General features: G+C 73.5%; 27 protein-coding genes, 3 tRNA genes and 1 pseudogene. 14 read left to right on the forward strand and 17 right to left on the reverse strand.

Going from position 1 to position 26,150, the window contains the following annotated elements; genetic code table 11:
- Window positions 1-97 precede the first annotated feature (97 nt).
- Entirely contained in the window at window positions 98-1,093 is a 996-nt protein-coding gene (locus NLX85_RS30480; protein ID WP_254341050.1) for an ABC transporter permease subunit, read from the reverse strand.
- Window positions 1,094-1,257: 164 nt separating this feature from the next.
- Here NLX85_RS30480 and NLX85_RS30485 point away from each other — a divergent pair, with 164 nt between their 5' ends.
- On the forward strand, window positions 1,258-1,818 hold the full coding sequence (locus tag NLX85_RS30485) for a hypothetical protein (protein WP_254341052.1): 561 nt from the start codon (window positions 1,258-1,260) through the stop codon (window positions 1,816-1,818).
- Between the two features lie 73 nt (window positions 1,819-1,891).
- Here NLX85_RS30485 and NLX85_RS30490 read toward each other — a convergent pair.
- A pseudogene (locus tag NLX85_RS30490) lies at window positions 1,892-2,011 on the reverse strand (GNAT family N-acetyltransferase); the annotation flags it as partial.
- 162 nt (window positions 2,012-2,173) lie between these two features.
- On the opposite strand from NLX85_RS30490, the gene NLX85_RS30495 reads away from it, so the two are divergent.
- Window positions 2,174-2,737 (forward strand): dihydrofolate reductase family protein, encoded by a 564-nt coding sequence (locus NLX85_RS30495; RefSeq protein ID WP_374628660.1) that lies wholly within the window; start codon window positions 2,174-2,176, stop codon window positions 2,735-2,737.
- A gap of 121 nt (window positions 2,738-2,858) precedes the next feature.
- On the opposite strand, the gene NLX85_RS30500 is transcribed toward NLX85_RS30495, so the two are convergent.
- Window positions 2,859-2,931 (reverse strand) — tRNA-Arg (locus tag NLX85_RS30500).
- 35 nt (window positions 2,932-2,966) lie between these two features.
- Window positions 2,967-3,057 (reverse strand) — tRNA-Ser (locus tag NLX85_RS30505).
- Window positions 3,058-3,190: 133 nt separating this feature from the next.
- On the opposite strand from NLX85_RS30505, the gene NLX85_RS33325 reads away from it, so the two are divergent.
- Complete coding sequence (locus tag NLX85_RS33325; RefSeq protein ID WP_305885075.1) at window positions 3,191-4,630, forward strand: hypothetical protein; 1,440 nt, start codon at window positions 3,191-3,193, stop codon at window positions 4,628-4,630.
- On the opposite strand, the gene NLX85_RS30515 is transcribed toward NLX85_RS33325, so the two are convergent.
- Complete coding sequence (locus NLX85_RS30515; protein ID WP_254341056.1) at window positions 4,591-5,364, reverse strand: CPBP family intramembrane glutamic endopeptidase; 774 nt, start codon at window positions 5,362-5,364, stop codon at window positions 4,591-4,593. The genes NLX85_RS33325 and NLX85_RS30515 overlap by 40 nt on opposite strands.
- Before the next feature lie 145 nt (window positions 5,365-5,509).
- On the opposite strand from NLX85_RS30515, the gene NLX85_RS30520 reads away from it, so the two are divergent.
- Window positions 5,510-6,631, forward strand: a complete 1,122-nt coding sequence (locus NLX85_RS30520) for a globin domain-containing protein (RefSeq protein ID WP_254341397.1) — start codon at window positions 5,510-5,512, stop codon at window positions 6,629-6,631.
- 118 nt (window positions 6,632-6,749) lie between these two features.
- Here the strand turns inward: NLX85_RS30520 and NLX85_RS30525 are convergent, their stop codons facing one another.
- Window positions 6,750-8,279 (reverse strand): peptide deformylase, encoded by a 1,530-nt coding sequence (locus NLX85_RS30525; protein ID WP_254341057.1) that lies wholly within the window; start codon window positions 8,277-8,279, stop codon window positions 6,750-6,752.
- A 322-nt stretch (window positions 8,280-8,601) separates the two neighbouring features.
- On the opposite strand from NLX85_RS30525, the gene NLX85_RS30530 reads away from it, so the two are divergent.
- On the forward strand, window positions 8,602-9,384 hold the full coding sequence (locus NLX85_RS30530) for a hypothetical protein (RefSeq protein WP_254341400.1): 783 nt from the start codon (window positions 8,602-8,604) through the stop codon (window positions 9,382-9,384).
- Window positions 9,385-9,397: 13 nt separating this feature from the next.
- Here NLX85_RS30530 and NLX85_RS30535 read toward each other — a convergent pair whose 3' ends face one another.
- Window positions 9,398-11,209: a hypothetical protein gene (locus NLX85_RS30535; protein ID WP_254341058.1), complete on the reverse strand. Its 1,812-nt coding sequence runs from the start codon at window positions 11,207-11,209 to the stop codon at window positions 9,398-9,400.
- Window positions 11,210-11,419: 210 nt separating this feature from the next.
- On the opposite strand from NLX85_RS30535, the gene NLX85_RS30540 reads away from it, so the two are divergent.
- Complete coding sequence (locus NLX85_RS30540) at window positions 11,420-12,130, forward strand: bifunctional 2-polyprenyl-6-hydroxyphenol methylase/3-demethylubiquinol 3-O-methyltransferase UbiG (RefSeq protein WP_254341059.1); 711 nt, start codon at window positions 11,420-11,422, stop codon at window positions 12,128-12,130.
- Between the two features lie 39 nt (window positions 12,131-12,169).
- Here NLX85_RS30540 and NLX85_RS30545 read toward each other — a convergent pair whose 3' ends face one another.
- On the reverse strand, window positions 12,170-12,703 hold the full coding sequence (locus tag NLX85_RS30545; RefSeq protein WP_254341060.1) for a YbhB/YbcL family Raf kinase inhibitor-like protein: 534 nt from the start codon (window positions 12,701-12,703) through the stop codon (window positions 12,170-12,172).
- A gap of 126 nt (window positions 12,704-12,829) precedes the next feature.
- Here NLX85_RS30545 and NLX85_RS30550 point away from each other — a divergent pair, with 126 nt between their 5' ends.
- Window positions 12,830-13,279 carry a hypothetical protein gene (locus NLX85_RS30550; RefSeq protein WP_254341061.1) on the forward strand — a complete coding sequence of 150 codons (450 nt, stop codon included), beginning with the start codon at window positions 12,830-12,832 and terminating at the stop codon, window positions 13,277-13,279.
- Window positions 13,276-13,434: a hypothetical protein gene (locus tag NLX85_RS30555; protein ID WP_254341062.1), complete on the forward strand. Its 159-nt coding sequence runs from the start codon at window positions 13,276-13,278 to the stop codon at window positions 13,432-13,434. Before NLX85_RS30550 ends, NLX85_RS30555 begins: the two co-directional genes overlap by 4 nt.
- A gap of 19 nt (window positions 13,435-13,453) precedes the next feature.
- On the opposite strand, the gene NLX85_RS30560 is transcribed toward NLX85_RS30555, so the two are convergent.
- Window positions 13,454-13,540, reverse strand: a tRNA-Ser gene (locus NLX85_RS30560).
- Between the two features lie 96 nt (window positions 13,541-13,636).
- Between NLX85_RS30560 and NLX85_RS30565 the strand changes: the two genes are divergently transcribed.
- Window positions 13,637-14,176, forward strand: a complete 540-nt coding sequence (locus tag NLX85_RS30565) for an AAA family ATPase (protein ID WP_254341063.1) — start codon at window positions 13,637-13,639, stop codon at window positions 14,174-14,176.
- Between the two features lie 9 nt (window positions 14,177-14,185).
- Window positions 14,186-15,160, forward strand: a complete 975-nt coding sequence (locus tag NLX85_RS30570) for an NAD(P)H-quinone oxidoreductase (protein WP_254341065.1) — start codon at window positions 14,186-14,188, stop codon at window positions 15,158-15,160.
- 4 nt (window positions 15,161-15,164) lie between these two features.
- Here the strand turns inward: NLX85_RS30570 and soxR are convergent, their stop codons facing one another.
- Window positions 15,165-15,623: a redox-sensitive transcriptional activator SoxR gene (gene soxR, locus NLX85_RS30575; protein ID WP_254341066.1), complete on the reverse strand. Its 459-nt coding sequence runs from the start codon at window positions 15,621-15,623 to the stop codon at window positions 15,165-15,167.
- Window positions 15,624-15,669: 46 nt separating this feature from the next.
- On the opposite strand from soxR, the gene NLX85_RS30580 reads away from it, so the two are divergent.
- Window positions 15,670-16,362 (forward strand): transketolase, encoded by a 693-nt coding sequence (locus tag NLX85_RS30580; RefSeq protein WP_254341068.1) that lies wholly within the window; start codon window positions 15,670-15,672, stop codon window positions 16,360-16,362.
- An 8-nt stretch (window positions 16,363-16,370) separates the two neighbouring features.
- Complete coding sequence (locus tag NLX85_RS30585; protein ID WP_254341402.1) at window positions 16,371-17,264, forward strand: transketolase family protein; 894 nt, start codon at window positions 16,371-16,373, stop codon at window positions 17,262-17,264.
- Window positions 17,265-17,333: 69 nt separating this feature from the next.
- Here the strand turns inward: NLX85_RS30585 and NLX85_RS30590 are convergent, their stop codons facing one another.
- The gene (locus NLX85_RS30590) at window positions 17,334-18,041 is read right to left on the reverse strand and encodes a glycosyltransferase family 2 protein (protein WP_091316602.1); all 708 of its coding nucleotides are present in this window, start codon (window positions 18,039-18,041) and stop codon (window positions 17,334-17,336) included.
- A 240-nt stretch (window positions 18,042-18,281) separates the two neighbouring features.
- Between NLX85_RS30590 and NLX85_RS30595 the strand changes: the two genes are divergently transcribed.
- Window positions 18,282-19,880, forward strand: coding sequence for a ricin-type beta-trefoil lectin domain protein (locus NLX85_RS30595; RefSeq protein ID WP_254341070.1), 1,599 nt, complete (start codon window positions 18,282-18,284; stop codon window positions 19,878-19,880).
- A 49-nt stretch (window positions 19,881-19,929) separates the two neighbouring features.
- On the opposite strand, the gene NLX85_RS30600 is transcribed toward NLX85_RS30595, so the two are convergent.
- The 6 genes from NLX85_RS30600 to NLX85_RS30625 all read right to left on the reverse strand — a co-directional run bounded on the left by NLX85_RS30600 (window position 19,930) and on the right by NLX85_RS30625 (window position 25,614).
- Window positions 19,930-20,538, reverse strand: a complete 609-nt coding sequence (locus NLX85_RS30600) for a hypothetical protein (RefSeq protein ID WP_254341072.1) — start codon at window positions 20,536-20,538, stop codon at window positions 19,930-19,932.
- 56 nt (window positions 20,539-20,594) lie between these two features.
- Window positions 20,595-22,040: a sensor histidine kinase KdpD gene (locus tag NLX85_RS30605; RefSeq protein WP_254341073.1), complete on the reverse strand. Its 1,446-nt coding sequence runs from the start codon at window positions 22,038-22,040 to the stop codon at window positions 20,595-20,597.
- Window positions 22,033-22,725, reverse strand: coding sequence for a response regulator transcription factor (locus tag NLX85_RS30610; RefSeq protein WP_254341074.1), 693 nt, complete (start codon window positions 22,723-22,725; stop codon window positions 22,033-22,035). The genes NLX85_RS30605 and NLX85_RS30610 overlap by 8 nt, the downstream gene beginning before the upstream one ends.
- 69 nt (window positions 22,726-22,794) lie before the next feature.
- Window positions 22,795-23,307 (reverse strand): hypothetical protein, encoded by a 513-nt coding sequence (locus NLX85_RS30615; protein ID WP_254341075.1) that lies wholly within the window; start codon window positions 23,305-23,307, stop codon window positions 22,795-22,797.
- A 114-nt stretch (window positions 23,308-23,421) separates the two neighbouring features.
- Window positions 23,422-24,399 (reverse strand): phosphotransferase, encoded by a 978-nt coding sequence (locus tag NLX85_RS30620; protein WP_254341076.1) that lies wholly within the window; start codon window positions 24,397-24,399, stop codon window positions 23,422-23,424.
- 42 nt (window positions 24,400-24,441) lie between these two features.
- Window positions 24,442-25,614, reverse strand: a complete 1,173-nt coding sequence (locus NLX85_RS30625; RefSeq protein WP_254341077.1) for an acetyl-CoA C-acyltransferase — start codon at window positions 25,612-25,614, stop codon at window positions 24,442-24,444.
- 98 nt (window positions 25,615-25,712) lie between these two features.
- Between NLX85_RS30625 and NLX85_RS30630 the strand changes: the two genes are divergently transcribed.
- Complete coding sequence (locus NLX85_RS30630; RefSeq protein ID WP_254341078.1) at window positions 25,713-26,147, forward strand: PH domain-containing protein; 435 nt, start codon at window positions 25,713-25,715, stop codon at window positions 26,145-26,147.
- Window positions 26,148-26,150 lie beyond the last annotated feature (3 nt).

The raw sequence follows: 26,150 nt of genomic DNA on the forward strand, positions 1-26,150 counted from the left end.
TTGACTGGTTTCCCTCCGCCTGCCCGCGACGGCGCAGAAGCACGCGCGGCGGCGCCGGGGAAACGGGTTCCCCGGCGCCGCCGTGACGAACGGGCGGTCAGCTGACGTGGCGCTGGATCCGCCACAGGCCGAAGCCGGCCAGCAGCCCGGCGAGCGCGAGATAGAGCGCCGACTCGATCCACTGGAACGACCAGTAGCGGCTGTTGGGCTGGTAGTCGACCGTGACGTGCAGGTTCCGTTCGCCGAGGCAGGCCGCGGTGTCGGCGGCGCCCCCCGACTGCGGCCTGGTCAGACAGGTGTCGATGGTCCGGGCGTCGACCGGCTGCCCGCCGGCGGTGAGCAGCTTGCTGGTGCCGGTCACCCAGGCGTTCGGGATGCTCAGGCCCTTCACCGTGGCGTCGGTGCCCACTCCCCGCAGCTCGCGGAGCGCATCGACGGTCATCGCCTTCGTCACCGTGACCGGCGCCATGAGGTGCGGCCGGACCATGTTCGGCATCAGGAACTGAAGCAGCGTGAAGGCGAGGATGGTCAACGCCATGGCCGGCACCGTCTTGCGCATCAGCAGCCCGATGACCGTGCCCAGCACGAAGGCCAGCGCCGCGTACGCGATCGGTGTCAGGTTGCGGGCGCCGAACGCCAGCGCCGCGAACCGCTCCCCGGACACCTTGTCGTAGGGGCTCGCCGCCCAGGTCAGCAACAGGCTGGCCAGGGCCGCGACCGCCATGCTGGCCAGGCCGACGAACAGCAGCTTGACCGCCAGCCAGCGGCGCCGGGTGACGCTCTGGTTCCAGACCAGCCGCTGCGTGCCCGACTCCAACTCCCGGGCGATCAGCGGCGCACCCCAGAACACGCCCAGCACCGCCGGGATGATCGCCAGCAGCAGGGCGAGGAAGAGCAGCCGGGTGCGGTAGTCGTCCTGGAACTGGCTCATCGCGTCCAGGCACCGGTCGGCGACCGCGCACCGGTCCTGGTAGCGGTCGTACGACTGCCGGATGTCCAGACCGGTGAACAGGAGGTAGGCCGCCAGCGGCGCCAGCGCGACGACGCCGACGAGGGCCTGGGTGCGGAACTGCCGCCAACTCATCCAGATCATCGCGGCACCTCGACCCGCGGCAACGGACACGACTCATCAATAGGCATGACCACATCCTGGAGAGGCGGCCGCCGCCCAACATCGGCCCAAAGCACGGTTCACCGCGCCCCGGACCGTACTTTTGACCGGTTCGGTCGACTCGGCGAATACCTAGCGTGGGTCGCATGGACACTTCGGACCGGTCGGCCCGCGGGGCCGGAATCGCCTTCGACATCGCCTTCGCCCTGGCGGCCCTGCTGGGCATGGCCTTCACCGCCTACATGATCAGCGACAGCTGGGGCGGCAGCTACGCGGTCTTCGACACCGCCGTGGCCGCGGTGGTGTCCCTGCTCGCGCTGGGTCGCCGGATCAACCGCACCTGGACGGCCGTCGCCGGCCTGGTCGTGGTCGCCGTGGCGATCCTCGTCTCGCAGGTCGCCGACCTGCCGCAGGAGCCCAGCCCCATCGCCTCGCTGGCGCTGGCCGTGCTGGTCGCCTCGGCGCTCCGGCACCTGCCCACCCAGTGGGGCTGGGGCATCGCCGCCGGCGGCCTCGCCGTCATCCTCGCCTGCTGGATCACCGGCGGCTTCCGGGCCGTCGCCGTGATGGGCACCCTGGCCTGGCTCGGCGCCGTCGCGGTCGGCGCGTCGATGCGCGGGGCGGACGCGAGCAAGCGGGCCGCCGTCGAGCGCCGCCGGGCGGCCGAGGAGGCCAACCGGCAGTGGGACCCGACCCGCACCTTCTGACCCTGCCAACCCGAGGGCCGGTCTCCCGAACAGGAGGCCGGCCCTCGGCCTGCCCGTCCGGCCGCCCTCCCCGTTACAGGCGTTTGGCCATCTGCTGGGTCGTGACCTCGTAGCCGCTCGTCCGGTACAGCGAGATCGCGGACGCGTTGTCGCCGAACACGTTGAGCCCGAGCCGAAGCGCCCCCGCTTCCCGGATGGCACGCCAATGGCACGAACCAATGTGTACGGGACGAGCGGCTTGGAAGTCTTGGGCGAGGGTCAGGAGCCGGTCCGTTGAACAGATTGCGCACCGATCAGTTTCCTCCGCTCGACTGGTCTAGTCTTCCGAGACCGACCGACGGGAAGGCATGGCGCTATGCGGAAATTGACCTACGGCATGAACCTGAGCCTGGACGGCTACATTTCCGCGTCCGGCGACGACCTCGGCTGGAGCGAGCCGAGCGATGAGCTGTTCCAGTGGTGGCTCGATCAGGAGCGGGTGATCAGCCTGTTTCTGTACGGGCGCCGGCTGTGGGAGACCATGAGCGCCTACTGGCCGACCGGCGACCAGCAGCCGGGCGCCACCGCGGCGCAGATCGAGTTCGCGCGGAACTGGCGGGACACGCCGAAGGTGGTGTTCTCCTCAACGATCGACAAGGTCGACTGGAACGCTCGCCTGGTCACCGGCGACGCGATCGCCGAGATCACCCGGCTCAGGGCCGAGGACGGCGGGCCGATGAGGGTCGGCGGCGCAACGCTCGCCGGGGCGGCCATGCGGGCCGGGCTGATCGACGAGTACGAGATCGTCACCCATCCGGTCCTCGTGGGCGGCGGCACGCCGTTCTTCAGTGCGCTCGACGGCTGGGTGAACCTGAACCTGGTGGAGACGCGGACGCTTCCCGGCGGCGTGATCCTGACCAGGTACCAGACGAAGCGCTGAGCGCGATTCCGGCACGAGGAGCTCGGGTTCCGCTTCGACGCGTAGGCGTCGGGGTCAGCCGTGGGGTCAACACGATCAAGGGCCGGTCTCCCGTGACAGGAAACCGGCCCTTGACCTGCTGTGCGCCCGAAGGGACTCGAACCCCTAACCTTCTGATCCGTAGTCAGATGCTCTATCCATTGAGCTACGGGCGCTTGCTGCTCGGCCAGTCTACACACCGGCTTTCGCGCGGAGACTCCGGGATTCGAACCCGGGAGGGGCTTTAAGACCCCAACCGCATTAGCAGTGCGGCGCCATAGACCAGACTAGGCGAAGTCTCCCTGGTGGCCCGGAGACCACCGCGCCCGAGGATACAGGTCCGTACCCACCCGGGGCAAAGCGACTACCGGGAAGGGTCCGCCCCCTGCGTTTTCGTCGTGTGCCACGTCACGCTCGGGTCTACGCTCCATCGATATGCAGGAGCCGCCGAGCGATCCGCCCCGTCGCGAGCCCGCCGCCCAGACCCGGCGGAGCCGCTCCACCAAGCCGACCTTCACCCCGCCGCCAGCGCCCGAGCCCGAACCCCCCCGCGCGGAGGTGACGGGCGACACACCGCCGCGCCCCCGGCGGGCCAAGGCCGGGCCGACCGTCCTCTTCCAGCCACCCGACCCCACGCAGGCCACGTCGCCCGCCGCCGACGTGCCGGCGGCCCCACGCCCGCGCCCGTCCGCCGAGGTCACGGCCGCCGGCACCGATCCGGGTACGCCGGCCGGCCCGCCCCCACCGGCCATCCCCACCGCCGACGAGCCGGTGATGGAGGAGCCGGTGTTCGAGGAGGCCCCGAAGCGACCGCGCCGGGCGCCGGCCGCGAGGAAGGCCACACCGACGAAGACGGCCACCTCGGCAGCACGGAAGTCCACGACCGCGCCCGAGGCGCCGGCGCTGCCCGAGATAGCAGCGCCCGAGATCACAGCTCCCGCGGAGAACGAGGCGGCCAGGACAGCAGCAGCCGCCCCCCAAGCCCCGTCCACGGAACCGGCCAGCGCAGTGGCGGAAGCCGACACGCCGACCGGACGGGCGCGCAAGAGCACCCGGGCCCCGGCAAAGAAGGCCGCACCGACGAAGCGGACACCCGCTCGCCGGCCATCCGCCGCGCGGACCCTGCCGGAGCCCACTGCCGCAGGGCTTCCGGCAGGACCGACCGCCGCAGAGGCCCCGACCGAGCCCGAGGCGGCGGGCCGTGGCGCCGAGCCGGGCTGGCGGGCGGCCGCCGTGCGCGTACTCGATCATCCGGGCTTCGCGCCGGAGCTGCTGGCTCTCGCCGCGGTGGACGCCCTCGGCCCGCGCGCCGCCGACTGGGTGCAGCGGACCCGCGACGCCTATCCGGACGCGGACGCCGACGGGCTGGCCCGGTTGGTGACGCGGCGGTTCGTCCGGCTGGCCGGTACGGGCGGCGCGCTCGCGGCGGGCGCCGGGCTGTTCGCGCCGGTGGCGGAGCTTTCGGCGGTGCTCTGGACCCAGGCCAACCTGGTGTTGCACCTGGCCGCCGTCTACGGCCGGGATCCGGCGCACCCGGACCGGGTGGCCGAGCTGCTGGTGCTGACCCAGGTGCACCCGGACGGGGGCACGGCCCGGGCCGCGCTGGACGCGGCCCGTTCGGCCGGGGCTCCGGCGGAGGGGTCCTGGTCGCGGGCGGCCGAGGCGGCCTGGCGGCTGGCCACCCCGCTGGCGGCGCAGGCCGTCGGCTGGTTGGGCCTGCGGCTGGCGGCGCGGCTGCTTCCCGGGGCGGCGGCGCTGGCCGCGGCGACCGGCGACACGGCCTCCGCCCAGCGCCTGGCCGCCCGCGCGATCACCCTCTACCGCCCGACGCGGGGTCAGAGCCAGCCGAACCAGGACTTCGGCAGGAGGGCGTAGCCGACGAACGCGACCACGTCGAGCAGGGTGTGCGCGACGATGAGCGGTCCCACCCGCCGGGTGCGCAGGTAGAACAGCCCGAAGATCACGCCCATCACGGCGTTGCCGAGGAAGGCGCCGAAGCCCTGGTAGAGGTGGTAGGAGCCGCGCAGCAGGGCGCTCGCCGCGAGCACCGCGCCGACCCGCCATTGGAGTTGCCGCAGCCGGGTGAACAGGTAGCCGACCACGATCACCTCCTCGAGCACGGCGTTCTGGACGGCGGCCAGGATCAGCACCGGCACCGCCCACCAGAGGTGCGGCAGGGCGGCCGGGACCAGGGTGGCGTTGATGCCGAGCTGGGCCGCGGCCCAGAACAGGGCCAGCCCGGGCAGGCCGATGAGCGCCGCCAGGCCCGCGCCCCGGGCCAGGTCCGACCCGGGCCGGGTGAGGTCGGCGCCGAGCGTCCGCGCCGGGTCGCCGGGGTCGCGCGCCAGCAGGTGTACGGCGAGCAGCACCGGCAGCAGCGCGAAGAGGATCCCGAGCAGCTGGTACGTGAGGTCGAGGTAGGGCCGGGCCGACACGGAGTTGTTCAGCGAGGCCGTCTGCTTGGACAACCCGCCCGTGGCGGTCAGCTTGGCGACCAGCGAGACCAGGGCGTACACGGCCGACTGGCCGAGGGAGAGGCCGAGCACGAGCAGCGTCTCGGTGCCCAGGGTCCGGCGGGAGACCGGGCGGGTCAGCTCGTCAACCGTCACCGGACCACTGTGCCGCACTCCGGGGCCGGTCGGCACGTCCCGGCGGCCAGGTGAGCCGATCGCACATTGTGTGCGACCGCTGTGCACGCTCCGTGGAGATTCTATGGGGGCCGATCCGCCCGTCAGGAGAAGGAGCGTGCCCCTCGTGGAGAACTTCGCGCGGCTGCTGAAGGAGAGCTGGACCCTGGTCGAGGAGGACCGGGAGCGGCTCAGCGGTCACTTCTACGCACGGCTGTTCCTCCTCGACCCGGCGCTGCGCGGCCTCTTCCCGGTGCAGATGACCGGGCAGGGCGACCGGATCCTGGAGGCGATCGTCACCGCCACCCAGACGGTGGACGACCCGGAGAGCTTCGACGAGTACCTGCGTGCGCTGGGCCGGGACCACCGGAAGTTCCACGTCGAGGCGAGCCACTACGAGACCATGGGCGTCGCTCTGCTGGACGCGCTGCGCAGCACCGCCGGGGACGGCTGGAACCTGGAGTACGACCAGGCGTGGCGGGAGGCGTACGCCAGCATCAGCGCGCGGATGCTGGCCGGCGCGGCGGCGGACGACAACCCGCCGTTCTGGCACGCCGAGGTGCTCACCCACGAGCGGCACGGCCCGGACACCGCCGTGCTGACCGTGCGCGCCCTCCAGCATCCGATGACCTGGCAGGCGGGCCAGTACGTGAGCGTCGAGGCGCCCCGGCACCACCCGCGGGTGTGGCGGACGTACTCGGTGGCGAACGCCCCGAACGAGGAGAACGTGCTGGAGTTCCACGTGCGGACGCCGGCCGGGGCGGCGGGCTGGGTGTCCGGGGCGCTGGTCCGCCGGACCGGGCCGGGCGACCTGCTGCGGGTGGCCGCGCCCATGGGCTCGATGACCCTGGACCGCGCCTCCACCCGCGACATCCTCTGCGTGGCGGGCGGGGTGGGGCTGGCCCCGATCAAGGCGCTGGTGGAGGAGTTGACCCGGGTCAACCGGACCCGCTGGGTGCACGTCTTCTACGGTGCCCGCCGGCCGGAGGAGCTCTACGGGCTGCCCGGCCTGGAGAAGCTGGTGGCCGCCCACCCGTGGCTGTCGGTGACGCCGGCGTGCAGCGAGGACCCGGACTTCGACGGCGAACTCGGCGACATCTCCGAGGTGGTCACCCGGTACGGCCCGTGGACCACGCACGACTGCTACGTCTCCGGTTCGGCGGCGATGGTCCGGGCGACGCTGCGCGCGCTGGCCGCCGACGACGTGCCGCCGGACAACATCCGCTACGACACCTTCGGCAACCTGTAGACCTTGCTCCCCCCGAGCCGGGTCGCGTGCCCCTGCCCCCTGGGGCACGCGACCCGGCCCCCCGTTCGCCGGTGCGCGGGCCGGGCCGGCAACCGGCCCGCGTACCGGAGTTCCGGCGTCAGTAGCGCCAGGGGGTGCCGGTCTCCCGGTACTCCTCGACGGGCACCAGCGGCACGCCGGGGGCCATCCGGTCGACGTAGAGGCGGCCCTCCAGGTGGTCGATCTCGTGGGCGACCAGCCGCGCCATCGCGTACTCGAAGGACGTGATGACCCGGCTGCCGTCCCACAGGGCGTGTTCGACGTCGATCCGCAGCGGCCGGGGCACCAGCCCGCGGTGGTCGAAGAAGGAGAGGCAGCCCTCGTACTGCTCGTCGGTGTCGGAGGCGCTGTCGACCACCCGCGGGTTGAGCAGGACGACGGGTTCGGCCACCCGGTCGGCGGGGCGGACCAGGGCGGCGGCCCAGCCGAGCCCGAGTTGCGGCGCGGCGATGCCGACGCCCTTGCTGAACGGGTGCAGTTCGTCGAGGCGGACCAGCAGGCCGGCGAGCCGGTCGACCACGTCCCGGGCGAGTTGTTCCTCGCGTGGCAGGTCGAACTGGCGGGCGGGCTGCCGGAGCAGGTCGTCGCCGCGCTGGAGGATGCCGACCGCGCGCATCCGGTCGCTGGCCCGGACCCGGGCGCCGGGGGCGGGCCCTTCGGGTTCGACGTCCGGGGGCTGGCTGCGGAAGCGCCACTGCATTCGGTAGCGGGCGTTCAGCGGGGGGTCGTCGGTCGCCCAGTCGAAGATCGCCCGGCCGCCGTCGTCGCTGCGTTGGATCGGGGTACGCAGCGGCCCCTCCTCCGCGGAGAGGGAGGTCTCCGCGCCCCACACCTTGGGGTCCAGGTCGGCGGGGAGGTCGAGCCGGACGGCGAGGTGCCGGGTGGGCAGGCGTACGGCGCGCTGGAACCAGGGGCCCCACTTGTCCCGCCCGACGCGGTAGGCGTACTCGATGGTGGCCCGGTCGCCGGGGTAGAGCGGGAACCGCCCCTCGTCGTTCTCGAAGAGCAGCCAGATCTCCTTGAACGCGTCGCGGTCGTGCTTGGCCCGCCAGTGCATCGGCTCCCGCGAGCCCCCGTCGTCCCGGTAGGCCGCCAGTTGCAGCTCGGCGAAGGTGAGCGGGTGCTCGCGGTGGTGCCGGTTGGAGCGGCCGGGGTCGTTGGGGTAGCGGTCGACGGCGACCCGGACCAGGTAGCGGGTGACCGGCTCGGTGCCGGCGTTGTACAGCTCGCGCCGGATCGCGCAGTGGTAGTCGTCGTCGATGTGGGTGAGGGTGGCCGTCTCGCGTTCGACGACCAGCCCGGTGCCGGGCGGCAGCCACTGGCCGGGCACGGGCGGGTCCCGGTGCGTCCCGCCGGAGCGGCCGTGCCGCAGTTCGTCGTACTCCCGGAAGCGCTGCCAGATCGCGCCGCTGGCCTCCAGCACGGCCTCGGCGCGGCGGGCGAAGTCCTCGGTGGGCCGGTGCCGGCGCCCCTCGACGTGGCTGACGTACGACGGGTCGAAGCCCATCAGGGTGGCCAACTGCTTCTTGGACAGCCCCCGGCCGGTGCGGTGCCGGGCGAGTTCGGCCGCGAACGAGTCGGCGGCACGCTCGATGGGTGAGGTCGTCATCGGCTTCCTCGTACGCGGGAAGACCATTTTCACGTTCCGTGGCCGAACGTGTACGGAAACTGCCTCGCATTCGACACTCACCTTGACAATTCAACGGCGTCCGTCGATGCTTGCGCGGTCCGCCGCCCCGCTGGGCGGCGTTTTCCGCAGACGTCGCCGGGTAGTACGCGACGGGCGACGGAGTGACCGGGACCTCTCCCCGGAGCCCTCGGGACGACTTCCCCTCGAAGGGAAGCTGTGGTTAGGCTAGCCTTAGTCCAGGCCGACGACAGCCGGCGGCCGGTGGGGCGACCAGACAGGGGACGGCCAGGTGACTGCGGTGATGCCGGGGCGCGACGTCGCCACCCCGTTCGCCCCCGTCACCGCGACCCTGCGGGCCATGTTCGGCACCGACGACCTGCCCGGGCTCGCGCCCGGCCTGCTGGTCACCGACGGCGCGCCGCACTGGGCCCCGGCCACCCGGCTGGTCGACGGCACCCTGCTCCCCGAGTTCCTGCGGGCGGCGGGCCGGCGCTGGGGCGGCACCCCGCACGCCTGCGCCGCGCTGGCCTGGAAGTCCTACAGCTACTGGACGGCGTTGCCGGCGGTGCTCGGCTGGGCCTCGGCCCGGCGGGTGCCGCTGCTCGACCCGGCCGACGTGCTGGTCCACTTCGAGGACCACCACCAGCTCCTCACCCTCGGCCTGCGCAGCTCGACCACGGTCGCGGTGCTGCCCGGCGACCCGCTGGCGCTGGCCGGCGTGCCGGGGGTCCGGGTGGTCGCCGACGAGGCGGCGCTGCTCGGCGCGCTGCGCGCCTCCCTGCTCGACGCCCACTTCGCCCCGCTGATCGCGGCCATTCAGGGCGAGGTGCGGATCGGCACCCGTACGCTGCTCGGCTCGGTCGCCTCCGGCATCGCGCACGGCATCCTGCGGGCCTCGGACGCGCTTCCCGGCTCCTCGACCGCGACCATCGGCACGCTGCTCGACGCGCTCGACGTGAGCGACCTGGTCGAACTGGTGCCGGGCCCGGCCAACGAGCCGACCGTGCAGCGGCGCACCTGCTGCCTGGCCTTCACCCTGCCCCGGCCGAAGATCTGCCAGGGCTGCTGCGTCCGCCAGCCCTGACCCGGCCGCTGGTTCAGTCCACCAAGGGACGCACGTCCCAGAGCCAGACCCCGCCGGTGAAGGTCGGCCTGATCCCGGTCAGCTCGGTCATCCCCCGGTGCAGTGATCCGGCCTGCCGCAGTCGCGGGTCGAGGATCACCGCGCCCGCCCGCCAGTACCGCAGGTCGTCGACGGCGGCCACCCGGTCCTGCGGGGTGATCGGCGGAACGGCGTCGGTCTGCCGGATGGTGGTGAAGAAGGTGCTGGTGGGGCGGGGCGGGGCGGTGAAGAGGGCGACCCGTCCGGCGCCGGGCCTGGTGTCCGGATAGAGGAAGTAGCCCCGGGCCAGCGGCATGTCCAGCCGCGTCTCGGCGGACCAGCGCAGCGGGACGGCGTACGTGGTGTCGGGCAGCGGGAGAGTGACGATGCTGTGCCCGCCGGCCACGTACGGGCGCCAGGCGCCGGACGTGACGAAGGCCGGGCTCGGGTCGAGGCGCACCGAGGGCAGCGGGGTGGGCAGGAGCGGCAGCAGCGCCATAGTGAGCACGGTGGCGGTGACGAACCGGATCCGCCCGCGGGCGGCCGGGTGCCGCCGGGCCAGCCGCCGGACGTGTTCGGCGCCGAGCGCGAGCAGGATCCCGACGATCGGGGTGAGCGCCAGGGACCACCGGGTGGGCACCACCGAGTGCAGGATCGGCAGGTGCTCCAGCGCGGCCCAGGGGCCGGGAATTCCGGTGTCCCGCCCGTCGAAGCGGATCTCCCGGCCGAGCGAGAACAGCACGAACACCGCGCCCACGGCGGCCAGACCAAGCACCACCGCGTTGCGGCGCAGCCACCAGACCAGCGCGACCACGAGCACGGCGAGCGGCCAGCCGAAGAAGGCGTTCTCCTCGGTGGCGTTCTTGGCCAGCCAGACGCTGCCGCGCGCGTCGCCGGCCAGGGACTCCCGGGACCAGGCGACGTAGGAGGCGAGGTCGGTGCGGTAGCCCCGGATCAGCGTGGAGAGCCCCTGGTAGGCCCCGGGCCCGAAGAACTGCACGGAGAGCGGGTACGCCAGCAGCGCGCCGGAGAGCACGGCGGCCACCCCGAGCCCCGCGGCGAAGGGCCGGGCGGCCGGACGCAGTTCCGGCCGGCCGAGGGCGAGCGCCAGCACCACCACGCCGAGGCCGATCGCGGTCATCAGCAGGATCTCCAGGTTGAGGAAGGCCTGCCAGACGATGAGCAGCCCGAGCAGCACGCCGTTGCGCAGCCAGCGGCCCGGCTCGGCCAGGCGCAGCGTCCGCCAGACGAGCAGCGGCACCACGAACTGGCTGACGATGTTGGGGTGGGCGTTGGCGTGGGACACCATGGCCGGCGCGAACGCGCAGAATCCGGCACCCAGCCAGGCCGGCCCGCGGGACCTGATCAGCACACGCGAAAGGACGAAATACCAGGCCACGCCCGTGGCGGCCATTCCGAGGGTGAGAAAGAGCAGGAATGACCAGCGGGGCCCGAACAGGACGGTGACGGGCGTCATTGGCAGCGAAATGGATAATACGGACGTATTTGCCATCAAATTGACGCCGTCGGGCACGTTCATCCGGTCCGAAGTGAACGGATAGGCAAAATCGGTCACCACCCGCGCGCCATGCGCCATCATCCACTCGAACTGCGCCTGATCGGTGCGGTTGTCCCGGACGCCGTTGGCCGGGTCCACCCAGATCCGGGCCGTCACCCAGAAGGCGAGCAGCAGGAAACTGAGCACGGCGAGCGCGTCGACCCGCCTGTCCTGCCCCGGTCGTCCGCCCTCGTCGGGCCCGTCATCGGCGGCACCACCCGGAGCGGCGTCCGATTCAGGAGTAGTCATGGCAATTCAGAGCGTAGTCAGGGTATGGCAGGGACGTGACATGTTTCTGGGTACTGGCGTACTATGTGCCGGGTTCGCCGACCGCCGATCACGTGCCCACCCCCGACCGCATTTCGGCCACCCCCGGTGCCCCGATTCCCCCGCCGTCCCTCCGGATGGTTGACTCTGTCGGTCCAGGCGCGGGTCAGTCATATCGTGAGGAATCGACGCATGGCAGATATCACTGGGGATCAGCGCGTCCAGTCGGAGGTGCTCGAGGGACTCGCCACGGCGGTCAACCACCGCCGGTGGTTCGTCGAGCTCGCCGTGCCCCACCTCGGTGACAACCCCATCGAGATCGGCAGCGGCCTGGGCGACTACGCCCTGGAGTGGTCCGAGCGCCTGCCCCGGATCACCGCCACCGAGGCGGACCCGGACCGCCTGGTCCGGCTCAAGGAGCGGCTGGCCGAGCACCCCGGCATCGAGGTCCGGCAGATGCTGCTGCCGCACTCCGAGCGCGGCGACTACAGCGCGGCCGTGTCGTACAACGTGCTGGAGCACATCGAGGACCACGTGAGCGCGCTGCGCAGCATGCGCGACCTGGTCCGCCCCGGCGGGGCCGTGATCATCATCGTGCCCGCGTTCCAGTTCGCGATGAGCCCGGCGGACGTCGCCACCGGCCACGTCCGGCGCTACACGAAGAAGACCCTGGCCGCGGCCATGACCGAGGCCGGCCTCACCGTCGAGACGATCCACTACGCGAACGCGCTCGGCCTGATCGGCTACTTCATGGCCACCAAGGTCTTCCGGCTGATGCCGAAGGAGGGCCCCATGGTGAAGGTCTACGACACCCTGGTCCTCCCGGCCACCAAGGCCGCCGAGCAGCGGGTCCGGCCGCCGTTCGGCCAGTCCGTCTTCGCGGTCGCCCGCGTCCCGGGCTGACCGGAACGGGGCCTCCGCGGACGCGGAGGCCCCGTCGCCTCACTCCTTGACCTGGTAGGTCGGGCGGATCACCGCCCGGGCCAGGGTGTGGAAGGCCAGGTTGAAGCCGACGTACGCCGGGCTGGCCCCCTTGCCCACGTCGAGCCGCTCCACGTCCACGGCGTGCACCGCGAAGACGTACCGGTGCGGCCGGTCGCCGGGCGGCGGGGCGGCACCGCCGTAGCCGGTGTCGCCGTAGTCGTTGCGGATGCTGAAGGCGGCCCCGAGGTCGCTCTCCTTGACGCCCGTGGGCAGCTCGGTAACCGAGGCGGGCACGTCCACCAGCACCCAGTGCCAGAATCCGCTGCCGGTCGGCGCGTCCGGGTCGAAGCAGGTGACCACGAAGCTCTTGGTCTCGTCCGGGAAGCCCGACCAGGCCAGGTGCGGTGAGACGTTCTCGCCGCCGGTGCTGCCGTGCGCGTACCGGGCGTCCATCGGCTCGCCGTTGTGCACGTCGTCACTGGTCAGGTGAAACGACGGCACCGTCGGCAGCAGCTCGTACGGGTCCGGGGCGATCGGTCGTTCCAGGCTCATCGAAACGGTCCTTCCGGGTGCACACGAATGTCCTGCGCCCTTCATACCCCCTCCGCGGCCCGGATCGAACCGGGAAGCGCCCGTGTCCGAGCCACCGGCACGGTTGCGGGCGACTACACCGTAGTCATGGGTAGTCCGCGATCCGTCCGCTTCGACGAGGGCGTCCTCGCCCGCCTGGACCGCTACGTGCGCGAGCACCCCGGCTCCTCCTCCTCGTCGGTGGCGAACATGTTCGTCGACGAGTCACTCCGCACGTACGAGCACCCCGGGGTGGTCTTCCGAGCGGGGCCGGCCGGGCGTCGCGCCGCCCTGAACGGCGGTCCGGACGTCTGGGAGGTGATCGGCGCCCTCCACGCGGCACGCGCCGAGTCGCCCGACCTGGAGGGCGAGGAGCTGGCCGCGGAGCTGATGGAGGTCACCGGCCTGGGCCGCGAGCAGATCGCGACCGCGCTCCGCTACTACGCCACCTACTCGGCGGAAATCGACCTGCTCATCAGAGCGAACCACGAAGCCGCCGAGCGGGAGGAACATCTCTGGCAGACGGAGCAGGGCCTGCTCGGGCGCCGCCCGGCATGACCGGTCTGCTACTCGACGAGATGTACCCACCGGCGCTCGCCCGGCGTTTGCGGGAACGGGACCACGACGTGCTCGCCGCGCTGGACCTGGAGGTCGGCCTGGCTGCGAAGCGCCTGCCCGGGCCGGACGGCGTGACCTGGCTCGCCGAGGGGTGAGCAGCCTGCCGGTGAGAGGCGGAGGGTGTGGGATTCGAACCCACGAAGACATCGCTGCCTTACCGGTTTTCAAGACCAGCGCCATCGGCCACTAGGCGAACCCTCCCTGCCACGTCCCCGAGGGGCGCGTGGCCGTGCCTAGTCTGCCACGGACGGCGGAACGGGCGAGCCGCTGTCCCACCCCTGGTGGCAGGATGCTCCCGTGTGGGACACCCCGGCGGTGGTGCTGATCAGCGGAATCATGGCGGCCGGCAAGTCCACTGTGGCCGAGCTGCTGGCCCGGCGACTGTCCCGTGCCGTGCACCTGCGCGGTGACGTGTTCCGCCGCATGATCGTCACCGGGCGGGCCGAGATGACCGCGGAGCTCGGCGACGAGGCGTGGCGGCAGCTCCGGCTCCGCTACGACCTCGCCGCGTCGGCCGCGGACCGTTACGCCGCCGCCGGCTTCACCGTGGTGTTCCAGGACGTGGTCCTCGGCCCGGAGCTGCCGGCCGTGGTCGACCGGATCCGGCACCGGCCGCTCGCCGTCGTGGTGCTCGCGCCCCGCGCCGACGTGGTCGCCGCCCGCGAGCGGGACCGGCCCAAGCAGGGGTACGGCGACTGGCCGGTCGCCGACCTGGACGCCGAGTTCCGGGCCGGCACGCCCCGGATCGGGCTCTGGCTGGACACCTCGGCGCAGACGCCCGAGGAGACGGTGGACGAGATCCTGGCCCGGGCGTGGACGGCCGGTCGGATCGGGTAAGACTGGGTCATGCACGCGATCACGATCCCGAAACCCGGTGGACCCGAGGCGCTCGTCTGGGCGGCGGTGCCCGATCCGGAGCCCGGCCCGGGCGAGGTGGTGGTCGAGGTGCGGGCCAGCGCCGTGAACCGGGCCGACCTGCTGCAGCGGCAGGGGCAGTACCCGCCGCCGCCGGGCGCGCCCGCGTACCCGGGACTGGAGTGTGCCGGGGTGGTGGCCGCGCTCGGTCCGGAGGTGACCGGCTGGGCGGTCGGCGACGAGGTCTGCGCGCTGCTGGCCGGCGGCGGGTACGCGGAGCGGGTCGCCGTGCCGGCCGGCCAGCTGCTGCCGGTGCCGGCGGGGGTGGACCTGGTCGACGCGGCGGCGCTGCCCGAGGTGGCCTGCACGGTCTTCTCGAACGTGGTGCAGCTGGCCCGCCTGGGCGAGGGAGAGACGCTGCTGGTGCACGGCGGCGGCAGCGGGATCGGCACGTTCGCCATCCAGCTCGGGGTGGCGCTCGGCGCGACCGTCGTGGTGACCGCGAGGGCGGCGAAGCACGAGCGGCTGCGCGAGCTGGGCGCCGCGCACGCGATCGACTACCGGGAGCAGGACTTCGTCGAGGAGGTTCGGCGGGTCACCGACGGCCGGGGCGCGGACGTGATCCTGGACATCATGGGTGCCGCGTACCTGCCGCGGAACGTGGCGGCGCTGGCCACCGGCGGCCGGCTCGTGGTGATCGGCATGCAGGGCGGCCGCAAGGGCGAGCTGGACCTGGGGATGCTGCTGGCGAAGCGGGCCTCGGTGCACGCGACGGCGCTGCGTTCCCGCCCGGTCGCCGAGAAGGCGGAGATCGTCCGGGGTGTCCGCGAGCACGTGTGGCCGCTTGTCGAGTCGGGGAAGATCCGGCCGGTGGTGCACGCGCGGGCGAAGATGGCCGACGCCGCCGACGCGCACCGCCTGGTGGAGACCAGCGACCACCTGGGCAAGGTGCTGCTGGTCCGCTGACCGCTCAGGTCGCGCCGGAGCCCTCGCGGGGAAGCATGAGCCGGGCGCCGGGGCCCTCGGCGGCGAGCGCGTCGCCGGGGTTGTAGAGGGTGCAGCGCTGCAACGAGAGGCAGCCGCAGCCGATGCAGCCGTCCAGGTCGTCGCGGAGCTTGCCGAGCAGCCGGATCCTCTCGTCCAGCCGGTCCCGCCAGCTCTTCGACAGGGCGGCCCAGTCGTCCGGCGTGGGTGTACGCGCCGACGGGAGGGAGTCGAGCGCCTCCCGGATCTCCTCCAGGGAGACGCCGACCTGCTGGGAGATCCGGATGAAGGCCACCCGGCGCAGTTCGGTGCGGGCGTACCGGCGCTGGTTGCCGCCGGTCCGCTCGGCGCGGATCAGCCCGAGCCGCTCGTAGTAGCGCAACGCGGAGGGGGCGACCCCGCTGCGCTCGGAGAGCTGCCCGATGGTCAATGTTGCTTCGTGCATCACAGAGCCTTGAGTTGAAGTGTGCTTCAACTCCGAGGCTATCCGCATGACGACGACGACCGCCACCGACCCCGCGGTGCTCGGGGCGCTGCTCGACCGGGTACGCGCCGGCCGCGAGTTCGGCGCCAACGTGTACTCGACGCTGGACGTGCTCCAGGTGCTCTACGACCGGGTGCTCCGGATCACCCCGGCGACCGTGGACGACCCCGACCGGGACCGCTTCCTGCTCTCCAAGGGGCACGCGGTCGCCGGCTACTACGCGCTGCTGGCCGCGAAGGGCTTCATCCCGGTGACCTGGCTGGACGACCAGGGCGGCCCGGACAGCCGGCTCGGCGACCACCCGGACCGGGTGCTGGTTCCCGGGGTGGAGATCGGTTCCGGGTCGCTCGGCCACGGTCTCGGCCTGGGGGTGGGCACCGCGCTGGGGTTGCGCGCCCAGGGCCGCACCGACCCCCGGGTGTACGTGCTGCTCGGCGACGCCGAGCTGGACGAGGGCTCGAACCACGAGGCGATCGCGTACGCGGGCGCCACGGGGCTCGGCAACCTGACCGCGATCGTGTTGGACAACGGCTCGGCGAGCCACGGCTGGCCGGGCGGCGCGGCCAGCCGGTTCACCGTGAACGGGTGGACCGCCGCGACTGTCGACGGCCGGGACCACGACGCCCTGCACACCGCCCTGACCGGGCACGACCACCACCGGCCGCACGTCGTCGTCGCGGTCGTCACCGACGGGGAGTGACCATGGCCATGCGTGAAACCTTCGTGACCGCCGCCGAGGAGGTCCTCGCGGATCCCCGCACCACGGTCGTGCTGGCCGACATCTCGGCCGCCGCGTTCGCCCCGGCCGCCGCGCGGTATCCGGGCCGGGTGGTCAACGTCGGCATCCGGGAGCAGTTGATGGTGGGCGTGGCCGGCGGGCTGGCGCTGACCGGGCTGCGGCCCATCGTGCACAGCTACGCGCCGTTCCTCGTCGAGCGGGCGTACGAGCAGATCAAGCTGGACCTCGACCACCAGGGGGTCGGGGCGGTGCTGGTCAGCGTCGGCGCGTCGTACGACCGGGCGGCGGCGGGCCGGACCCACCTCGCGCCGGCCGACGTGGCGCTTATCGACACCCTGCGCGACTGGACCGTGCACGTGCCGGGCCACCCGGACGAGGTGCCCGGGCTGCTGCGCGACCTGGTGTGCGGGCGGGACTCGGCGTACCTGCGGCTGTCCACGCAGGCCAACGCGCGGGCGTACCCCGAGGCGGGTGAGCTGCGGGTGGTGCGGGACGCCGGGCCGGGCGCGCCGCTGCTGGTGGCCGTCGGGCCGCTGCTGGACGCGGCCCTCGCGGCGGTGGCCGACCGGCCGGTCACGGTGGCCTACACCCACCGGCCGCGCCCGTTCGACACGGCCGGGCTGCGGGCGCTCGCCGGCACCGAGGTGATCCTGGTCGAGCCGTACCTGGCGGGCACCTCGGCCCGGGTGGTGGGCGCGGCGCTGGCGGACCGGCCGCACCGGCTGCTCGCGCTCGGGGTGGGCCGGTCGGACCTGCGCCGCTACGGCTCGCCCGAGGACCACGACCGCTGGCACGGCCTGGACGCGGCCGGCCTCCGCCGGTCGGTCGACGCGTTCCTCACCCCGGCCCGGGCCGCCGCCTGAGGGACGAGACGACGGGACCCCGCGACACCGGCCTGGGCCGGGGTGCGGGGTCCGTGTCGTGGTGGGGCGTCAGCGGGCGGCGGGGCCGACCGGGCGGCGCCGGGCGCGCTCGCGGGCCAGGATCCAGATCGCCTCGACGCCGTCCTTCCAGGTGATCTTCTTGCCCTCTTCGCGGCCCCGGGCGCGGTAGCTGATCGGGACCTCGTAGGGGCGGATGCGCTGGCGGAGCAGCTTGCCGGTGACCTCGGCCTCCATGCCGAAGCCGCGCGAGCGGACCTGGAGCGAGCGGTAGAGCTCCAGCGGCATCAGCTTGAAGCAGGTCTCCAGGTCGCCGATGTAGGAGTTGTAGAGCACGTTGGCGGCGAGCGTCACGCCCTTGTTGCCCATCACGTACCAGAAGCTGTAGGAGCTGTGGCTGCCGAAGGTCCGGTTGCCGTAGACCACGGTGGCCCGCCCGTCGAGCACCGGCTCGAGCAGCCGCGGGATGTCCTGCGGGTCGTATTCCAGGTCGGCGTCGAGGATGACCATGTACTCACCCTCGGCGTTGTCGACGGCGGTCTTGATGGCCGCGCCCTTGCCGGCGTTGCGCTGGTGGGTGATCACCCGCAGCCGGGCGTCGTCCACCCGGCCCAGCACCTCGCCGGTGCCGTCGCGGCTGCCGTCGTCCACGACGACGAGTTCGATCTCGCAGGGGTAGTCCACCGCCAGGGCCTGCTTGAGGGCGTCCGCAATGCGTTCTTCCTCGTTGTAGACCGGCATGAGGATCGAGAGCTTCACGGGTTCTCCACGGTGGCGACGGCAAGTCGGGGCCTAGCGTAACCCGGCTGGTCGCCGAGGTCACCACAGCCTGCCCCCGACCGGGCCGGACATCCACCACCGGCCCGTCCGATCTGCCGGAGAAGTGCCCTTCCGCACCCGGCCGCAACGTTTCCGAGACGCATTCACATCCCGCCACCGGACGGCTACCGTCTGGTAACTCAATCGACGTCCCACGATTGAGGCGAAAGGAGTGCGTCGATGTCTGGTATCCGCACCAGGCGCGCACGGACGACCCGACGCCGCACCCTGGCCGCCGTGTCCGCCGCCGCCCTCGCCCTGCCCCTGCTGCTCGGCCCGGTCGCCCCCGCGGCCGCCGTCGACCGGCCCGCCGTCCAGCCGCTCCCCGCCGCGCTGGAGACCGTCCGCGCCGCCGAGGCCACCGCCCTCTACGGCTCCCCCGACATCCGGCCGCTGGAACAGCGGCGTACCGCCCTGGTCACCATGGGTGACAGCGAGATCTCCGGAGAGGGCGTCGGCAACTACGTGCCCGGCACCCACCAGCCCGGCAACTGGTGCGACCGCTCGTACGACCAGGCCGTCTTCCGCACCGGCATCCCCGCCGACCAGAAGTACAACCTGGCCTGCTCGGGGGCGACCCCGTGGAACCTGATCGCCGGCGGGCCGACCCAGCACAACGAGCTGAACCAGGGCGACCAGTTGGCGATCAAGGCGCGGAACACGCACGTCAAGCTGATCTGGGTGGTGGTCGGCGCGAACGGCGACGGCACCATCCAGTTCGGGCCGGTGGCCACCGACTGCGCGGTACGCCGGGTCTTCTTCCAGGGCGCGTGCTGGCCCACCTACACCGACCAGTGGACGATCCGCACCGACGGCAGCCGGCAGGCGGTCGAGGACGCGCTGAACTCGATCCGGCAGACCATGACCGCCGCCGGTTACCTGCGCTCCGACTACGAGCTGGTGCTCATGTCGTACCCGAGCCCGGGCAGCCCGGACGTCGAGGACAACCCGAACTTCCCCGGCTGGTACTCCGGCGGCTGCCTGCTCTACCTGGCCGACATGGCGTTCGCCCGGAACAAGGCGGTGCCGATGTTCGAGTCGGCGCTGCGGGCCGCCGCCACCGACACCGGCACCCGCTACCTGGACGCCAGCCGGCTCTTCCACGGCCACGAGGTGTGCACCGACAACACCTCGGTCCGCGGCCTCTTCATCGAGGTCGGGATCTGGGACGAGAACGCCGCCCGGCAGTCGTTCCACCCCAACTACCGCGGGCACGGCATGTTCGCCCAGTGCGTCACCCAGTTCTGGAACTCGGGCGCCCAGCGGGCCACCTGCGTCGACCCGGCCAGCACCGGGCAGGGCGTGCTTGTCGACGGGCTGCTGGAGTTCCGGCAGCTGCGCAACGCGGCCACCGGGACCTGTGTGGACGGCAAGGGGTACGACTCCCGCAACGGCACGGTGCAGCAGTCGTACGCCTGCCACGGCGGCCGCAACCAGGGCTTCTGGTACGACCCCGCCCGGCAGTCGCTGCACTCCGAGCTGTCCCACGACCGCTGCCTCGACGTGAGCGGCGGCAGCCTGACCGCCAACACCACGGTCAACATCTACGACTGCCACGGCGGGGCCAACCAGAAGTTCGTCTTCGCCGGCAACCAGCTCAAGCCGGCCGGCGCGACGAACCTCTGCGTCGCCTTCGACAACCCCTGGCTGGGCACCCCGCGGCTGCGGCTGGCGACCTGCTCGTCGAGCGCCCGTCAGCAGTGGTCCTTCGAGTCCCGGTCGTACGCCGACCCGGTCGGCTACGGCCACGACGACTTCATCGGGTCCCGCGTCTACTGAGGAACGGCACCGGGGCCGGCGCGAGCGCGCCGGCCCCGGTGCTTCCGGCTCACTTCTGCGTGAACGGGACCACGATCAGCCGGGCCACCCCGTTGTCGCCGTCCTTGGCGCCGGCCACGCCGACCGTCGTGCCGACCTTGATGTCGCTCGACTGCACGGTGGTGCGCCGCTCGACCACCCGGAGCTTCTCGTCGAAGGTCCAGGTCATGGTGAAGCCGTCGGTGGACTTCACGGTCATCGACTTCGCGTCGATCGCGGTCACCTGGCCGCGCTGTACGGCGACGGTCTTCGTCCCGCCGTCCTTGGTCTGCACCACGACCTCGCCGTGCAGGGTGTTCTTGCGCAGCAGCACCCGGGCGCGGTGCCGCTTGCGCCACTCCTGCGCCCGCTCGCCCCGCTTGTCCTGCGGGCCGGCCTTCTCACCGGGCGCGCCGGAGGCCGAGGGCGCCGGGGCGGCGACCGGGTCGACGTCCAGGTCGCCGGCGTCGACGCCGAGCGCGGCCAGCGCCTGGCCGTCCGCGCCCAGGGCGGCGGCCACCTCGACGGCGGTCTCCTTCGCGGAGTCCTGGGCGACCTGGGCCGGGCCGCAGCCGGCGAGGCCGAGCGCGGCCGCCGCGAGCAGCGCGGTGACGCCGGTGACGATTCCCTGACGTGCCATCAGTGTTCCTCTCGTCCGTGGTGCCCTCAGCCTTCCCCGCCGGCGCGAGCGGATCGTCAGGCCGATGTTCGGGTCAGGTAAGGATCTCCGGGCAGCCGGACGGTGAGGGCCGCGCCGCCCTCCGGGGCGTGCCCGGCCGTGATCTCGCCGCCGAGCCGGCGGACCAGCCCGGCGGCGAGCGCCAGCCCCAGGCCGCTGCCCACCTTGCGCACCCCCCGGTACCGCTGGTGCAGCGCCCCGCGCTCGAAGGCCACCGCGAGGTCGTCGTCGGTGAAGCCGGGTCCGCCGTCGCGGACCTCGACGAGGCCGCCCGCCGCCGGGTCCGCGCCGGTCGGCCGGACCGCGAGCACCACGGGCGCACCCGGGGGTACGACCCGCAGCGCGTTCTCCAGCAGCCCGTCCACCACCTGCCGGATCCGCCCCGGATCGGTGTACGCGGGCACCGGCGCGGCCGGCGCCTCCACCCGGAACGGCACGCCGACCGCCGCGCACCGGTCGGTCCAGGTGCGGGCCGCGTCGGCGGCGAGCCGGGTCAGGTCGACCGGCCCGGGTTCCAGCGGGAAGTCGGCGGCCTCCAGCCGGGCCAGCGCCAGCAGGTCGCTGACCAGCCGGTCCAGGTGCTCGGACTCGGCGAGCACGGTCCGGCCGGTGGCCGGCACGGCGTCGGCCTCGATCACCCCGTCGGCCAGCGCCTCGGCGTAGCCGCGGATGGCGGTGAGCGGGGTGCGCAGCTCGTGCGAGACCGAGAGCAGGAACTCGCGCTGCCGCCCCTCGCTGGTGGCCAGCGCGGCGGCCAGCCCGTTCAGCGCGTACGCCAGGTCGGCCACCTCGTCGGGCGGTTCGACCGGCACCCGGACCGCCCGGTCCCCGGCGCGCAGCCGGGCGGCGGCGGTGGCCGCGGTACGGATCGGCCGGGCCAGCCGGCGCGCGAGGAACAGGCCGGCGGCCGCCCCGGCGGCGAGCCCGGCGAGCAGCGGCAACCAGAGACTGAGCAGCACCTGGCGCCAGGGTCCGTTCCGGGTCGACCGGGTCAGCACCACGCCGTCCCCGCCGGGCAGCGCCCGGCCCTCGACCAGGGCCCGTTCGCCGCCGACCAGCCGCCGGCCGGAGACGTCCCGGCCGGCCGCCACCCGGCTCACCACCTGCCGGGGCAGCCCGGCGCGGTCGGCCTGGCCCGCCCGGATCAGGTACACCTCGATCTGCTGCTGGCGGAGTTGGCGGATGAGCCGGTCCCCGGCGGTGTCGCGCTGGCGTACCGCCCGGACGCGGAGCACGTCGGCGGCGAGCCGGGCCTGGGCGGCCAGCGCGACCTGGTCGCGCCGCTCCGCGCCGCGGACCGCCAGGGGGACCGCGACCAGCGCGGTGACCAGCACCGACACCAGGGCCACGGCGCAGGTGACAAGCACCGCGCGGGCGGTCAGGGTGTGCGCGAACCGTCGCCGGGGCGGGGCCGGCGGGCCGGGCCCGATGACCGGGAGCGCGACGGTGGGCTGCTCAGGCATCGGCCGCGTACCCGACGCCGCGGTGGGTGCGGATCACGCTGGCCGGGCCGAGCTTGGCCCGGACCTGCGCCACGTGCACGTCGACGGTCCGGGTGCCGGCGTGTGCCGCGTACCCCCAGACGCCGGCCAGCAGTTCCTCCCGGGTGAAGACCCGGCCGGGCCGGGCCATCAGGTGCGCGAGCAGGTCGAACTCGGTGGAGGTGAGCTGCACCGGGGCGCCGGCGGCGGTGACCGTGCGCCGGGCCGGGTCGAGGGTGACCGGGCCGACCACCCGGGGCCGCTCGGTCACGGCGGGCGCGCCGGCGGTGCGGCGCAGCACCGCCCGCACCCGCGCCACCAGCTCGCGCGGGCTGAACGGCTTGGTCACGTAGTCGTCCGCGCCCAGTTCCAGGCCGACGACGCGGTCCACCTCGTCGTCCCGGGCGGTGAGGAAGATGACCGGCGTCCAGTCGCCGGCCTCGCGCAGCCGCCGGCAGATCTCGGTGCCGGCCAGGCCGGGCAGCGCGATGTCGAGCACGCAGGCCACCGGGCGCAGCCGCCGCGCGGCGGCCAGCCCGGCCGTCCCGTCCCGTTCCAGGTGTACGCCGAAGCCGTCCCGGGTCAGGTAGAGCCGGACCAGGTCGGCGATGGCCGGCTCGTCCTCCACCACGAGGACGAGTCCGCGCGGTGCGTCGTCGGCGGTCACCGGCCCATGATTACCGACCGGGGGCCGCCCGGAAGGTCAGGGGAATGTTCGGGTTCGGTAAGGAGCCGGTCAGCTGACCGGCGCGGGGCGGAACACGGCCGGGCGGGCGCCGGACGGCGGCTCGCCGATGGTGGCGACCAGCCGCTCCGCGGGCGTCCGGAGCCGGGTCCGGAAGGCGTGGTTGAGCAGGGCGTCGAGCTGCCACACCTGCTTCGGGTGGTGGGTCCGGATGAGGAACCGCTCCCGGATCCCGTCGATCGCCGTGGCCGCCAGCTCCAGGCTGTGCGACCGGGGGTCGGGGCTCCAGGTGACGTTGCTCAGCTCGCGCAGTTCGGTGTTGAGGTGCAGGCGCAGCCGGTGCAGCACCCGGGTCTGCCGGGTGACCACCAGGCGGCGGTGGGTGAGCAGCATCAGGTAGTCGCCGCCGATCGGGTGGTCCGGGCGGCTGCACCGGGTGACCAGGATGGTGGCGTCGCCGGAGCCGACGCACCGGCGGAAGACCGGCATGTGCCGGCTGACGGTCTGGGTCGCCAGGCCGGTGTCGGCGGCGGCCGGAAGGAACGTTCGCGAGAACACGTCCATGCAAGATGCAACGAGCAGGTGAGCGGGGGTGATATGGGTCACTCCCGATTTCTGGAACTTCCACCCGTGCAAATCGCACCGCCGGTGCGACATCGCGCCCGGCGGGGCGGCCGGTCAGGCCGGCGGGTCGGCGAACACCTCGCCGAGCCAGCCGGGGACGGCGGCGGCGTACTCGGCACGGGCCGGGTCGGGGGTGTCCAGGGCGCGCCGCCAGGACAGCGACCGGCTCACCGTGGCGACCGTCATGGCCAGGCCGGCGGCCTCCCGCAGGGCGGCCCGGTCGTGGCGGTCGGTCCACGCCTCCAGGTAGGCGTCCCGCAGCCGGCCCAGCACCGGGTCGCCCGGCGCCAGCCCGGCGCCGTGCGCCACGGAGTTGAGCGTCACCAGCAGGGTGCCGAACGGGTGGGCGACCGAGGCGTCCCCCCAGTCGAAAAAGCGGTAGCCGGCGCCGGTGACGAAGACGTTGCCGTCGTGCAGATCGTCGTGCTGCACGCTGGCCGGCACGCCGAACTCCGCCAGCCGGCGGCAGGTCGCCGCGAACTCCGGCCGGTACGCCCGCAGCCGCGCGTGCAGTTCCGGGGCCAACCCGTCCGCCTCGCCGAGCAGCAGGGCGTCGGAGTCGTCGAGCAGCCGGTCGAGGAGTTCCGGCATCAGCTCGGGGCGGTGGTCGGGCACCCCGGCGGCCAGCAGCCGGTCGACCCGGGGCGCGACCGCGACCTGCAGCGCCGCGTACGCAGGCAGCACCCGTTCCCAGTGCGTCAGGTCCCCGGCGAGCACGTCGCGCAGGCTCGGGCCGCCGTCGGGCAGCAGCGACCAGCCGCGCGTGGCGTCGACGGCGAGCGGGTCGAGCACCGTCCCCGGGGCGAGCCGGGCCAGTTCGGCCAGGAGGCCCGCCTCGTAGCGGGTGCCCGGGTTGTTGGCCTTGAACCAGACCGGACCGGCTTCGGTGGGCACCCGCCAGACCAGCGACCAGGGGCGCACCCGGGGCTCGACCGGGCCGGTCACCCGCCGGCCGTGCCGGCCCAGCGCGTCACCGATCCAGGCCAACGCGGCGTCCCGCCACTGCGGACCGGACCACTCGGGTGTCGTCACGGTCCGCACGCTAGGCGCCGGCCCTGACGTCAGCCAGCGAATTCAGAGCAGCTCGACGATGGTGGCGTTGGCCATGCCGCCGCCCTCGCACATGGTCTGGAGGCCGTAGCGGATCCCGTTGTCCCGCATGTGCTGGAGCATGGTGGTCATGATCCGTGCGCCGGACCCGCCGAGCGGGTGGCCGAGCGCGATCGCACCGCCGCGCGGGTTCAGCCGCTCCGGGTCCGCCTCGGTCTCCGCCAGCCAGGCCAGCGGCACCGGGGCGAACGCCTCGTTCACCTCGTACACACCGATCTCCTCGATGCCCAGCCCCGCGCGGCGCAGCGCCTTCGCGGTGGCCGGGATGGGGGCGGTGAGCATGGTGACCGGGTCGTCGGCGGCGACCACGGCGGTGTGCACCCGGGCCAGCGGGCGCAGGCCGTGCCGGCTGGCCCACTCGCTTGTGGTGACCGCGAGCGCCGCCGCGCCGTCGGAGATCTGCGAGGCCGAGCCGGCGGTGACCACGCCGTCGGCCTTGAACGGGGTGGCCAGCTCGCCGAGCTTGGCCAGCGAGGTCTCCCGCCGGATGCCCTCGTCGGCGGTGAACTTGCCGCCGTCGGCCAGCGCCACCGGGGCCAGTTCCGGGTCGAACGCCCCGGCGTCCTGCGCGGCGGCCGCCTTCTCGTGGCTGGCCAGCGCGAACTCGTCGAGCTGCGTACGCGAGAAGCGCCACCGCTGCGCGATCAGCTCGGCGCCGACGCCCTGGTTGAACGGGAGCGGGCTGTCCTCGGCGACGCCCTCGACGCCGCGGTAGCGCTCCAGGATCGCCGGGCTGAACGGCATCCCGCCGGCCACGCTGGAGCCCATCGGCACCCGGGTCATCGACTCGACGCCGCCGGCGACCACCAGGTCGGCCTGACCGGAGAGCACGGTGGCGGCGGCGAAGTGCAGCGCCTGCTGGCTGGACCCGCACTGCCGGTCGAGCGTGGTGCCGGGGACCGACTCGGGCCAGCCGGCGGCGAGGACGGCGTTGCGCGCCACGTTCCACGACTGCTCGCCGACCTGCGACACGCAGCCCCACACCACGTCGTCGACGTCGACGGGGTCGATGCCGGTCCGCTCGGCGAGGGCGCGCAGCACGTGCGCCGAGAGGTCGACCGGGTGCACGCCGGCAAGGCTGCCCTTGCGCCGCCCGACCGGGGTCCGTACCGCACCGACGATGACCGCGTCACTCATGTCTACTCCCCGGTAACCTGGCTTGCTCCGATACTACGTGCTGATCCGACCGGTCGTCCTCCCCCGGTTCCGCACCACCCGGCTGGCATGCTGGGGCGGTGACTCCAGAGTCGTCCCCCGCGCGGCAGTGGCGGGTGCCGCCGGCGCTGCCGGCGGTCAAGGCGCTCGGCGCGCTCGTCCTCGTCGCGCTCGGCCTGCTCTTCGCGGGCGAGGACCGGGTCCAGCTGGTGCTCGCCGGGCTTGCCGCCGCCGGCCTGCTCGCCTGGGCGCTCCGCGACCTGGTCGCGCCGGTCCGGCTGGCCGCCGACCCGGAGGGGATCACCGTGATCCAGGGCTTCGCCCGCCGCCGGCGGCTGCCCTGGGCGGCCGTGGAGTCGATCCGGGTGGAGCGGCGCACCCGGCGCGGGATCACCGCCGAGACGTTGGAGATCGACGCGGGCGAGTCACTGCACCTGTTCGGCCGCTACGACCTGGACGCGCCGCCCGAGGAGGTCGCCGCCGCCCTGGAGACCGCCCGCACCGCCGCCCGCTGAGAC

This window comes from Micromonospora sp. A3M-1-15 (assembly GCF_024213425.1).
In the GTDB taxonomy this organism is placed as follows: Bacteria; Actinomycetota; Actinomycetes; order Mycobacteriales; family Micromonosporaceae; genus Micromonospora; species Micromonospora chersina.